General features: G+C 54.4%; 11 protein-coding genes and 1 tRNA gene. 7 read left to right on the forward strand and 5 right to left on the reverse strand.

Annotated elements, in window-relative coordinates; all coding sequences use genetic code 11:
- Window positions 1-113: 113 nt before the first annotated feature.
- Window positions 114-1,757: a chaperonin GroEL gene (groL, locus tag PYW49_RS17390; RefSeq protein ID WP_134349405.1), complete on the reverse strand. Its 1,644-nt coding sequence runs from the start codon at window positions 1,755-1,757 to the stop codon at window positions 114-116.
- 31 nt (window positions 1,758-1,788) lie between these two features.
- Complete coding sequence (locus tag PYW49_RS17395; protein ID WP_003855929.1) at window positions 1,789-2,082, reverse strand: co-chaperone GroES; 294 nt, start codon at window positions 2,080-2,082, stop codon at window positions 1,789-1,791.
- 179 nt (window positions 2,083-2,261) lie between these two features.
- Between PYW49_RS17395 and yjeH the strand changes: the two genes are divergently transcribed.
- Window positions 2,262-3,503 (forward strand): L-methionine/branched-chain amino acid transporter, encoded by a 1,242-nt coding sequence (gene yjeH, locus PYW49_RS17400; protein WP_320387066.1) that lies wholly within the window; start codon window positions 2,262-2,264, stop codon window positions 3,501-3,503.
- Between the two features lie 33 nt (window positions 3,504-3,536).
- Here yjeH and PYW49_RS17405 read toward each other — a convergent pair whose 3' ends face one another.
- On the reverse strand, window positions 3,537-4,001 hold the full coding sequence (locus PYW49_RS17405; protein WP_025758222.1) for an FxsA family protein: 465 nt from the start codon (window positions 3,999-4,001) through the stop codon (window positions 3,537-3,539).
- Window positions 4,002-4,336: 335 nt separating this feature from the next.
- Here PYW49_RS17405 and aspA point away from each other — a divergent pair, with 335 nt between their 5' ends.
- From aspA to PYW49_RS17430, 5 genes are all read left to right on the forward strand, one after another.
- A complete protein-coding gene (gene aspA / locus PYW49_RS17410) occupies window positions 4,337-5,773 on the forward strand; it encodes an aspartate ammonia-lyase (RefSeq protein ID WP_003855923.1) in 1,437 nt (478 codons plus the stop codon).
- A gap of 115 nt (window positions 5,774-5,888) precedes the next feature.
- On the forward strand, window positions 5,889-7,190 hold the full coding sequence (locus PYW49_RS17415; RefSeq protein ID WP_032662382.1) for an anaerobic C4-dicarboxylate transporter: 1,302 nt from the start codon (window positions 5,889-5,891) through the stop codon (window positions 7,188-7,190).
- Window positions 7,191-7,303: 113 nt separating this feature from the next.
- On the forward strand, window positions 7,304-7,627 hold the full coding sequence (gene cutA / locus PYW49_RS17420) for a divalent cation tolerance protein CutA (protein ID WP_014168278.1): 324 nt from the start codon (window positions 7,304-7,306) through the stop codon (window positions 7,625-7,627).
- Window positions 7,603-9,294: a protein-disulfide reductase DsbD gene (locus PYW49_RS17425; RefSeq protein ID WP_320387067.1), complete on the forward strand. Its 1,692-nt coding sequence runs from the start codon at window positions 7,603-7,605 to the stop codon at window positions 9,292-9,294. The genes cutA and PYW49_RS17425 overlap by 25 nt, the downstream gene beginning before the upstream one ends.
- 49 nt (window positions 9,295-9,343) lie before the next feature.
- On the forward strand, window positions 9,344-9,919 hold the full coding sequence (locus PYW49_RS17430) for a transcriptional regulator (RefSeq protein ID WP_134349401.1): 576 nt from the start codon (window positions 9,344-9,346) through the stop codon (window positions 9,917-9,919).
- Here the strand turns inward: PYW49_RS17430 and PYW49_RS17435 are convergent.
- Both PYW49_RS17435 and PYW49_RS17440 read right to left on the reverse strand, forming a co-directional pair.
- Window positions 9,916-10,506 (reverse strand): LysE family translocator, encoded by a 591-nt coding sequence (locus PYW49_RS17435; RefSeq protein WP_134349400.1) that lies wholly within the window; start codon window positions 10,504-10,506, stop codon window positions 9,916-9,918. The two genes, PYW49_RS17430 and PYW49_RS17435, sit on opposite strands and share 4 nt — an antisense overlap.
- Window positions 10,507-10,542: 36 nt before the next feature.
- The gene (locus tag PYW49_RS17440; RefSeq protein WP_320387068.1) at window positions 10,543-11,388 is read right to left on the reverse strand and encodes an AraC family transcriptional regulator; all 846 of its coding nucleotides are present in this window, start codon (window positions 11,386-11,388) and stop codon (window positions 10,543-10,545) included.
- A gap of 169 nt (window positions 11,389-11,557) precedes the next feature.
- Here PYW49_RS17440 and PYW49_RS17445 point away from each other — a divergent pair.
- Window positions 11,558-11,633, forward strand: a tRNA-Phe gene (locus PYW49_RS17445).
- The last annotated feature ends 14 nt before the right edge of the window (window positions 11,634-11,647 follow it).

Consider the following 11,647-nt stretch of genomic DNA (forward strand, 5'->3'; position numbering starts at 1 on the left):
GCTGGACAGTAGTTGTCCGTGTGTAAATCTTATACCTAAAAGATGACCAAAAGAAAAACCCCCGAGCATTTCTGCCCGGGGGTTTTTCACATTCTAAGAGGTAAAGCGCACGATTACATCATGCCGCCCATACCGCCCATGCCGCCCATGCCAGCAGCACCTAAGTCAGGTGCATCGCCTTTAGGCAGGTCGGTCACCATGCACTCGGTAGTTATCATCAGACCCGCTACAGATGCCGCGTACTGCAGAGCAGAACGGGTCACTTTAGTTGGGTCCAGGATACCGAAGTCGATCATGTTGCCGTATTCTTCCGTTGCCGCGTTGTAACCGTAGTTACCTTCGCCCGCTTTCACGTTGTTGGTCACAACAGATGGCTCTTCACCGGCGTTGGATACGATCTGACGCAGAGGTGCTTCCATTGCGCGCAGCGCAACTTTGATACCCACGTTCTGATCTTCGTTCTGCGCGGTCAGGCCAACCAGTTTAGCGGCAACACGCACCAGCGCAACACCACCACCAGCAACCACACCTTCTTCTACCGCAGCACGAGTCGCGTGCAGCGCATCGTCAACGCGTGCTTTTTTCTCTTTCATTTCAACTTCAGTCGCAGCACCGACTTTGATTACCGCAACGCCGCCTGCCAGTTTCGCTACGCGCTCCTGCAGTTTTTCACGGTCGTAATCAGAAGTTGCTTCTTCGATCTGCTTGCGGATCTGACCAACGCGGCCCTGAATAGCGGCTTCTTCACCCACGCCATCGATGATGGTGGTGGTGTCTTTGTTGATCACAACGCGTTTCGCCTGGCCCAGGTCTTCCAGGGTCGCTTTTTCCAGTTCCATACCGATCTCTTCAGAGATTACGGTACCGCCGGTCAGGGTAGCGATATCCTGCAGCATCGCTTTACGGCGATCGCCGAAGCCAGGTGCTTTAACCGCTGCCACTTTCACGATGCCGCGCATGGTGTTAACCACCAGCGTTGCCAGCGCTTCGCCTTCAACGTCTTCAGCGATAATAACCAGTGGTTTGCCTGCTTTTGCAACGGCTTCCAGAACTGGCAGCATTTCGCGGATGTTGGAGATTTTCTTGTCAGCCAGCAGGATGAATGGGCTTTCCAGCTCAACAGCACCAGTTTCTGGCTTGTTGATGAAGTATGGGGACAGGTAACCGCGGTCGAACTGCATACCTTCAACCACGTCCAGTTCGTCTTCCAGACCGGTACCGTCTTCAACGGTGATCACGCCTTCTTTACCGACTTTATCCATCGCTTCCGCGATCAGTTTACCTACGGTTTCGTCGGAGTTAGCGGAGATAGTACCAACCTGAGCAATCGCTTTAGAATCAGAGCATGGTACGGACAGCGCTTTCAGTTCTTCTACAGCGGCAGTGACAGCTTTGTCGATACCACGTTTCAGATCCATTGGGTTCATACCCGCAGCAACGGCTTTCAGACCTTCGGTGATGATAGCCTGCGCCAGTACGGTTGCGGTGGTGGTACCGTCGCCTGCAGCGTCGTTCGCTTTAGAGGCAACTTCTTTCACCATCTGCGCACCCATGTTTTCGAACTTGTCTTCCAGCTCGATTTCACGTGCTACAGAAACACCATCTTTGGTGATGGTTGGCGCGCCGAAGGATTTATCCAGCACTACGTTACGGCCTTTCGGGCCCAGGGTCACTTTAACTGCATCTGCCAGTACGTTTACGCCGCGGAGCATTTTTACACGAGCGTCGTTACCGAATTTTACGTCTTTAGCTGCCATGTTCTTATTTCCTCAAATTCTCGTGCGTAAATTACGCTTCAACAATTGCCAGAATGTCGCTCTCGGACATGATCAACACTTCTTCATTGTCGATCTTCTCGGATTTCACGCCGTAGCCATCGTTGAAAATTACGATGTCACCAACTTTAACGTCCAGTGGCTGCACAGTTCCGTTTTCCAGGATGCGGCCCTTACCGACAGCGATGATTTCGCCACGCGTTGATTTGGCTGCTGCAGAACCGGTCAGAACGATGCCGCCAGCAGACTTGGTTTCAACTTCTTTACGTTTGACGATCACACGATCATGTAACGGACGAATACTCATTGATAGCTCTCCTTTGAGAAAGTCATTATCAGTTATGGATGACGTCGGCCCGCATGCGGTTTTCCGACTAGTGCCCTGAGAGATGGGGTTAGCTTTTTCCCCCTTCAAGGGGGAGCTGAAAAAAAAATTTGCGAAAGTGTTACCATCGCCTCTCTTTTCGTATTGGCAGGGCGATGTCAATGAGTGGACTCAAGCAGGAGTTGGGGCTGGCGCAAGGTGTTGGCCTGCTCTCCACCTCCTTGTTAGGTACGGGTGTGTTTGCCGTACCGGCACTGGCGGCGCTGGTGGCAGGAAATAACAGCCTGTGGGCGTGGCCGGTGCTGATTGTGCTGGTTTTTCCGATAGCCATTGTGTTTGCCATCCTTGGGCGGCATTTCCCCAGCGCGGGAGGCGTGGCGCACTTTGTCGGGCTGGCCTTTGGCCCGCGACTGGAGCGTGTGACCGGCTGGCTGTTTCTCTCCGTTATTCCGGTTGGCCTCCCTGCGGCGCTGCATATTGCGACCGGCTTTGGTCAGGCGCTGTTTGGCTGGCATAACGAACAGCTGCTGCTGGCCGAACTGGGTACGCTGGCTATCGTCTGGTGGGTTGGCTCTCGCGGCGCCAGCTCGAGCGCGAATCTGCAAACGCTGGTTGCGGTATTGATTATTACCTTAATTGCCGTCATCTGGTGGGCGGGTGATATCACGCTGAAAGATATTCCCTTCCCGGCGGTAACAGACGTCGACCATTCACAGCTTTTCGCCGCACTCTCCGTCATGTTCTGGTGTTTTGTTGGACTTGAAGCGTTCGCCCATCTGGCCTCTGAATTTAAACAGCCTGAACGCGATTTCCCGCGCGCGCTAATGATTGGCCTGCTGCTGGCTGGTACGGTTTACTGGGCTTGTACCGTACTGGTATTACACTTCGACGCCTTCGGTGCGGATAAAGCTGCCGCTGCCTCGCTCCCCGGCATTGTGGTGCAGCTGTTTGGGGTAAAAGCGTTATGGGTCGCCTGCATTATAGGCTATCTGGCCTGTTTTGCCAGCCTTAATATTTATATCCAGAGTTTTGCCCGTCTGGTGTGGTCTCAGGCGCGCTATAAGCCCGAGAGCCGCCTTGCGCGCCTGTCTAAACGCCAGCTGCCATTGAACGCCCTGAATGGCGTACTGGGCTGCTGCGTGCTGAGCACGCTGTGTATTTACGCCCTGAAGATCAATCTGGATGCGCTGATCGTCTACGCCAACGGCATTTTTATCATGATCTATCTGCTGTGTATGCTCGCGGGTTGTCGTCTGCTGAAAGGTCGTTATAAAGCCCTGGCGGTCGTCGGGGGTGTGCTTTGCCTGCTGTTGCTGGCGATGGTGGGATGGAAGAGTATGTACGCCATTGTCATGCTGGCGGGGCTATGGGCGTTTTTACCAAAGCGCGGTGCGCTCCAGTAGGCCCGGTAAGCGAAGCGCCACCGGGCAACAAACTCATCGATCATCTTTATGGTCTAAACGGTCGTGCTGTTCATCCTTACGCTGATACTCCCCTTCAAACGTATCGCCTGGTCCCGTGCTAAAACCTCCGCCAGGCATACGGCTAAAGCGCAGATGCGGCAGCAGCTTCATGGTCAGGTGTTTTTGCACCGGCGGCAGAAGCAGCAGAAGGCCAAGGAAGTCGGTGAAGAACCCCGGCAGAATCAGCAACAGCCCCGCAATAATCAGCGATACGCTTTTGATCATCTCCGCCGCCGGACTTTCGCCAGCAGCCATCTTCTGCTGCATTATCAGGAAATTTTTGAAACCCTGATTACGCACCAGCGACATGCCGATGACGGAGGTGAAAATCACCAGAATCAGCGTCAGCAGGACGCCCAGCACGTGGGCAACCTGAATAAAAATGGAAATCTCGATGTAAACATAGAGAAAGAAAGCAATAAACGGTATCCAGCGCACTGGCATCTCCTGTGTGGCAGGTGCCGTCGGGCCCCTGTCTGAATGTGTTCGCGACGCGCGTTTGTATGAGATGGTGACGGTTAGCGAAAATTCAATCAGTTTGCACGGATATTTTTTTTGGAAATATTAAAGCGGTGACTCATTTCACAGATTAATAATTATCATGAAATCGGGTCGATAATAAGTGATCCAGCTTACGGCAATTCGCTATCATCAGCATATGATCTCGAACATCTGGCTGATTGAGGGAATAATCGTCGGCCAGAAAATATTCAAAACCACATAAATACTGTGTGTTTAGTACAATCCATCGGCAGCTTGAAAAGAAGGTTCACATGTTAAACAACATTCGTATCGAAGAAGACTTGTTGGGTACCAGGGAAGTTCCAGCGGATGCCTACTACGGTGTCCACACTCTGAGAGCGATTGAAAACTTCTACATCAGCAACAGCAAAATCAGCGACATCCCTGAGTTTGTCCGTGGCATGGTGATGGTGAAGAAAGCCGCAGCACTGGCCAACAAAGAGCTGCAAACCATTCCTAAAAGCGCGGCAAATGCGATTATCGCTGCCTGCGATGAAGTGCTGAACAACGGCAAATGCATGGATCAGTTCCCGGTTGACGTCTACCAGGGCGGCGCGGGCACCTCCGTCAACATGAATACCAACGAAGTACTGGCAAATATCGGCCTGGAGCTGATGGGTCACCAGAAAGGTGAATACCAGTACCTGAACCCGAACGACCACGTGAACAAATGCCAGTCCACCAACGACGCCTATCCTACCGGCTTCCGTATCGCGGTGTATGCCTCTGTGGTGAAACTGGTGGATGCGATCAATCAGCTGGGTGATGGCTTCCAGCGTAAAGCCGTTGAGTTCCAGGATATCCTGAAAATGGGTCGTACCCAGTTGCAGGACGCGGTGCCAATGACCCTCGGCCAGGAATTCCACGCGTTTAACGTGCTGCTGAACGAAGAAACCAAAAACCTGCTGCGCACTTCCGAGCTGCTGCTGGAAGTGAACCTGGGCGCAACTGCCATCGGTACGCGTCTGAACACCCCGGACGGCTACCAGCAGCTGGCGGTACAGAAGCTGGCTGAAGTCTCTAACCTGCCGGTTGTGCCTGCAGAAGACCTGATTGAAGCCACCTCAGACTGCGGCGCCTACGTCATGGTACACAGCGCCCTGAAACGTCTGGCGGTGAAACTCTCCAAAATCTGTAACGACCTGCGCCTGCTCTCTTCCGGTCCGCGCGCTGGCCTGAACGAAATCAACCTGCCAGAGCTGCAGGCCGGTTCTTCCATCATGCCAGCTAAAGTGAACCCGGTTGTGCCAGAAGTGGTAAACCAGGTGTGCTTTAAAGTCATCGGTAACGATACGACCGTGACCATGGCCTCTGAAGCCGGTCAGCTGCAGCTGAACGTGATGGAGCCAGTGATTGGCCAGGCGATGTTTGAATCTATCCATATCCTGACGAACGCCTGCTACAACCTGCTGGAAAAATGCATTAACGGCATCACAGCGAACAAAGAAGTCTGTGAAGGTTATGTCTATAACTCCATCGGGATCGTCACCTACCTCAACCCGTTCATCGGTCACCACAACGGTGACATCGTCGGTAAGATTTGTGCTGAAACCGGTAAGAGCGTACGTGAAGTGGTGCTGGAGCGTGGGCTGTTGACCGAAGCCGAGCTGGACGATATCTTCTCGGCTCAAAACCTGATGCACCCGGCATATAAAGCGAAACGATATACCGATGAAAGCGAACAGTAACCGTTCAGGCTAGGCTTCTTAAGGCACGTCACTTGTGACGTGCCTTTTTTCTTTTTAGGCGTTACCAAAATACAACAATTCAATATCAACTTGTTAATAAGCAAGGAAGGTCCTTATGTTTGGAGCAGAACTCGTCATCGTCTTGTTGGCGATTTATTTGGGAGCAAGACTCGGGGGTATCGGCATCGGTTTTGCCGGCGGTCTCGGGGTGCTCGTTCTTACCCTTATCTTTCAGATTAAACCCGGCGCAATCCCGTTTGACGTTATCGAAATCATCATGGCAGTTATTGCCGCTATCGCCGCCATGCAGGTGGCAGGCGGTATGGACTACCTGGTAAGCCTGGCGGAGCGTATGCTGCGCCGCCATCCAAAGTACATTACCTTCCTTGCCCCGCTGGTAACCTGGTTTATGACCATTCTCGCCGGTACGGGTCACACCGCGTTCTCTACGCTGCCGGTGATTACGGAAGTGGCAAAAGAGCAGGGTATCCGCCCCTCTCGCCCGCTCTCTATCGCCGTCGTGGCTTCCCAGATTGCGATCACCGCATCGCCGATTTCTGCCGCAGTGGTGTTCTTCGCTGGTATTCTTGAGCCGATGGGCGTGAGCTATCTGACGCTACTGGCAATCTGTATTCCGGTCACGCTGATTGCGGTGATGATTACCGCCGTGCTGTGTAACTTCCTCGGTGCCGAGCTGAAAGACGATCCGGTCTATCAGGAGCGCCTGGCGAAAGGTGAAGTGAAGCTGCGCGGTAGCCAGGTCTTCGAACTGAAGCCGCACGCGAAACGCTCCGTGCTGCTGTTCCTGATTGGTATCGTTGCCGTCATGTTCTACGCGACTGCTATCAGCGATACCGTGGGACTGATCCAGAACCCGGTTCTGCCGCGTAACGAAGCGATTGTCGTATTCATGCTGACCATCGCGACGCTGATTAGCATCACCTGTAAAATCGACACCAGTGAAGTGCTGAATGCCAGCACCTTCAAATCCGGTATGAGCGCCTGCGTATGCGTCCTCGGTGTCGCCTGGCTTGGGGATACCTTTGTAAAAGCGCACATCAGCGACATCCAGACCGTCGCCGGCGACCTGCTGCACAATTACCCGTGGCTGCTGGCGGTCGTGCTGTTCTTTGCTGCGACGCTGCTTTACTCTCAGGCCGCAACCACCAAAGCGCTGATGCCTGCGGCACTGATGCTGGGCGTAACGCCGTTAACCGCCATCGCCTCGTTTGCTGCCGTCTCTGCCCTGTTCGTGCTGCCTACCTACCCAACCCTGCTGGCGGCGGTAGAGATGGATGACACCGGCTCAACCCGTATCGGTAAATATGTGTTTAACCATGCGTTCCTGATCCCGGGCGTGGTCGCCATTTCACTTTGCGTGATCCTCGGCTTTATCATTGGCGGCGTGGTGCTGTAAACGGTGAGTGGTTGTAAAAATAGTTAAAATCGGGCCGCTCTGCGGCCCGTTTCATTAATGACCTGTTGTCTTGCGTGATATAGTGAAGCCTTTCGTGATGAGGAGGTCGACTTGTGAACACGCCTGATGCTGTTGTCGTACTGTGTACCGCCCCTGATGAAGCCTCTGCCCAGGATCTCGCCGCCAAAGTGCTGGCCGAAAAACTGGCCGCCTGCGTGACGCTCCTCCCCGGTGCCACCTCCCTTTATTATTGGGAAGGTAAGCTGGAGCAAGAGTACGAAGTTCAGATGTTGCTCAAAACCAATCTGGCGAATCAGCAGGCGCTCCTGGACTGCCTCAAATCTCATCATCCTTACCAAACCCCGGAGCTGCTGGTCCTGCCAGTGGTTCATGGCGATAACGATTATCTCTCATGGCTCAACGCTTCCTTACGCTGATCCTGCTGCTGTGCAGCACATCAGTATTTGCCGGGTTGTTTGACGCACCCGGCCGTTCGAACTTCATCCCTGCCGACCAGGCGTTTATCTTCGATTTTCAGCAAAACCAGCACGACCTGACCCTCACCTGGCAGGTGAAAGAGGGCTACTACCTCTATCGCAAGCAGGTAAGCATCACCCCAGCCCAGGCAAACGTGGGCGCACTGCAGTTGCCCGCTGGTGAGTGGCATAAGGACGAGTTTTACGGCAAGAGTGAAATCTACCGCCAGCGCTTAAGCGTGCCCGTCACGGTGAATCAAGCGGATAAAGGTGCAACGCTGACGGTGACCTATCAGGGATGTGCGGATGCCGGATTCTGCTATCCGCCGGAAACGAAGGTTGTTCCGCTCAGCGAAGTGAAAGCGACGGCTGCCGTTTCCCCTCTCCCCTCAGGCGAGAAGAGCGAAGACCGCGCAGACCTTCCGTTCTCAGCGTTCTGGGCCTTACTGATTGGCATTGGCATTGCCTTTACCCCGTGCGTGCTGCCGATGTATCCGCTCATCTCTGGCATCGTGCTGGGAGGTAAGCAACGGCTTTCCACCGCACGCGCCCTGCTGTTGGCCTTTATTTACGTACAGGGTATGGCGTTGACCTACACTGCCCTTGGCCTTGTGGTTGCCGCTGCCGGGTTACAGTTCCAGGCCGCGCTTCAGCATCCTTACGTACTTATTGGCTTGTCGGTTGTCTTCATCCTGCTGGCGCTGTCGATGTTTGGCCTGTTTACCCTGCAGTTGCCATCTGCGCTGCAAACTCGCTTAACGCTGATGAGTAACCGCCAGCAGGGTGGATCGCCAGGTGGCGTGTTTGTGATGGGGGCCATCGCCGGATTGATTTGCTCCCCTTGCACCACCGCACCGCTGAGCGCCATCCTGCTCTATATCGCCCAGAGCGGCAACATGTGGCTCGGCGGCGGTACGTTGTACCTCTATGCGCTGGGAATGGGCCTGCCGCTGATCCTGGTGACGGTGTTTGGCAATCGTCTGCTGCCGAAGAGCGGGCCGTGGATGGAGACGGTAAAAACCGCATTTGGCTTTGTCATTCTCGCGCTACCGGTGTTCCTGCTGGAGCGGATTGTCGGTGACGTTTGGGGCATACGTCTGTGGGCGATGCTCGGCGTTGCCTTCTTCTGTTGGGCGTTTATCGCAAGCCTGGGTGCAAAAAAGGCGTGGATGCGCCTGGTGCAAATCCTGCTACTGGCTGCCGCGCTGGTGAGCGTACGCCCGCTACAGGACTGGGCGTTTGGTTCACCCGTGGTTCAGACGCAGGCACATCTGAACTTCACCCAGATTAAAAACGTGGATGAACTCAACAGCGCCCTGGCAGAGGCAAAAGGCAAACCGGTGATGCTCGATCTCTATGCCGACTGGTGTGTCGCCTGCAAAGAGTTTGAAAAATATACCTTTAGCGATCCACAGGTGCAAAACGCCCTGAAAGAGACCGTTTTGCTCCAGGCAAACGTGACCGCCAATAATGCGCAGGATAAGGCTCTGCTGAAGCAGCTAAACGTTCTCGGTCTGCCCACCATTTTGTTCTTCAATGAGCAGGGTGAAGAGCAGCCAGAACAGCGTGTAACCGGGTTTATGGATGCAACGGCATTCAGCGCGCATTTGCGCAATCGCCAACCGTAAACAACACTTTAGACGGGACAAACCGTTGGGAATAGCGGAGGAGATAACCGTGCAACGTGAAGACGTACTGGGACAAGCCCTGCAATTACTTGAGATTCAAGGGATAGCCAGCACCACGCTTGAGATGGTAGCCGACCGTATCGATTACCCCCTGGATGAACTTAAGCGCTTCTGGCCAGATAAAGAGGCGCTGCTTTATGACGCCCTGCGCTACCTCAGCCAACAGGTTGATGTCTGGCGCAGGCAGCTGATGCTGAATGAAGAACTGACCGTGGAACAAAAGCTGCTGGCGCGCTATACCGCCCTGACGGAATGTGTCAGCAACAACCGCTATCCGGGTTGTCTGTTCATCGCCGCCTGCACATTCTTCCCGGATCCGGGCCATCCTATCCACCAGTTGGCGGATCAGCAAAAACGTGCGGCGCATGACTTCACCCACGAGCTGCTGACACGGCTTGAAGTGGATGACCCGGCAATGGTAGCTAAACAGATGGAGCTGGTGCTGGAGGGCTGCCTGAGCCGCATGCTGGTGAACCGTAGCCAGGCCGATGTGGATACGGCGCACCGCCTGGCGGAAGATATCCTGCGCTTTGCCCAGTGCCGTATGGGCGGAGCACTGACCTAAGCCAGCATGCCCGCCCAGGCGGAGACGAGCAGACACAGCGCCATCAGACGTTGAAATCGCACCATCGCCACGGTGGTGCGAAAAATTTGGTTCACCGCTTTACCCAGCCACGCCCAGCACATCAAACAGGCTATCGAGATCAGCAGAAACCATAGCGCCATTAGCGCGATATCCCGCAATGCATGGTCGCCCGCCGGGGCAAACAGGCTGACAACCGCCAGCGCCATCATCCAGGTTTTCGGATTCACAATCTGCAGCAGCGCCGCTGCCTGAGCGGTGAATCGGACAGGACTTTTAGCGGAGAGACTGGCTGCCGGGGCGCTAAACAGCTGCCAGCTCATCCAGCTTAGCCACAGCACGCCCACCCAGCTCATTATCTGACGTATCAAAGGATACTGACGCAGCACTTCCCCTGCGCCCGCGCCTGATACCAGCACGATCGCACTGGCCGCGATACACCCGCCCAGAATAGCAGGTACGGTATTTTTTACGCCAAAATGCTGGCTGTTCGTCAGCACCAGAATATTGGTTGGCCCCGGCGTGATGGAGGCGACGAAAGCGAACAACAGGAAGGGTATCAAACTCACAGGTGGCTCCTTTTTATTAGAGCCATGAATGTGCCGTTATTTTTTGGAAACGTCTGGAAGGTTTGTGCACAACCGTCGGTAGTATGCTGGGGAGATACGGTAGGCCCGCTGAAACCAACGCCCCAGATGGCTTTGATCGGCAAAACCCACTGCCGCAGCTACATCAACAGGCTGCTCACCGCGCGCCAGCAGCTGTCGGGCCTTTGCCAGACGCAGCTGAATAAGCCATGCGTGTGGTGCCAGGTTGAACTCGCGCTTAAAACAGCGCGTCAGGGTAAAGCGATCCGTGCCCGTCTCGCGTGCAAGGTCTGACAGCCCCACGTTCTCGCCGATATGGGCATAAAGATAGTCGCGTGCACGATGCGCCACGGCAGCGCTTTGTAACTGCTGCGGGAGCTTCTTACGCCAGTGGCAATGGGCAGTGATGCGGGAGAGCAGATTATCCATTGTGCTCTGCTGAACGATTTTCATCTCGTCATTATGCAAAGTGGAGAACGTCTCACCGATAGCGCGCACCAATTGCGGCTCCCGCGTCAACGTTTGGGCAAAGTGGAGTGAATAATGCCCGGGAGTTGATTCGTACAGCCCCTGTAGCGCACGGGTGAGCCAACACTCATCCAGATAGAAAGTCAGATAGGTAAAGCCGCCCTCTACAGGCGCATCGCCGTCGTGGATCTCGCCAGGTTCAAGCAAAAATGCATCACCCGGCTGACTACGATGACGCTCACGGCGGCAGTGAAACTGCTGCGTGCCGGAGAGGGTTATCCCTACCAGATAGCTATCGTGCCAGTGTGGATCATAGGCATGTCCTTCGAAATGCGCTTTAATCGTCTCAATACCCGTATCTGCATGCTGACGCAGCTCAAGCCAGTCATTCGTCATACTGCCCTCCTCTTACTCTCAGCATTGCCGTATCACACTGGTACTGTCTGGAAGATTTGTGCATTTTCGCGGCGAAAGCGGACAGGTTGCCGCAAACTTAAGCAGTTGAACAGCTTTTCCCGAAATAATGTTGACGATCGGGCGTGATTGCGGTTTAATGCGCTCCGTTGCCCGGATAGCTCAGTCGGTAGAGCAGGGGATTGAAAATCCCCGTGTCCTTGGTTCGATTCCGAGTCCGGGCACCACTATTTAAAGAACC

Origin of the sequence: Enterobacter chinensis, assembly GCF_034008295.1 — a bacterium.
GTDB lineage: Bacteria > Pseudomonadota > Gammaproteobacteria > Enterobacterales > Enterobacteriaceae > Enterobacter > Enterobacter chinensis.

Coding starts and splice junctions, on each gene's coding strand:
- PYW49_RS17415 (WP_032662382.1), top strand. CDS start 5,889: ATGTTTGGAGCAGAACTCGTCATCGTCTTGTTGGCGATTTATTTGGGA.
- groL (WP_134349405.1), bottom strand. CDS start 1,757: ATGGCAGCTAAAGACGTAAAATTCGGTAACGACGCTCGTGTAAAAATG.
- PYW49_RS17395 (WP_003855929.1), bottom strand. CDS start 2,082: ATGAGTATTCGTCCGTTACATGATCGTGTGATCGTCAAACGTAAAGAA.
- PYW49_RS17425 (WP_320387067.1), top strand. CDS start 7,603: ATGGCTCAACGCTTCCTTACGCTGATCCTGCTGCTGTGCAGCACATCA.
- aspA (WP_003855923.1), top strand. CDS start 4,337: ATGTTAAACAACATTCGTATCGAAGAAGACTTGTTGGGTACCAGGGAA.
- yjeH (WP_320387066.1), top strand. CDS start 2,262: ATGAGTGGACTCAAGCAGGAGTTGGGGCTGGCGCAAGGTGTTGGCCTG.
- PYW49_RS17440 (WP_320387068.1), bottom strand. CDS start 11,388: ATGACGAATGACTGGCTTGAGCTGCGTCAGCATGCAGATACGGGTATT.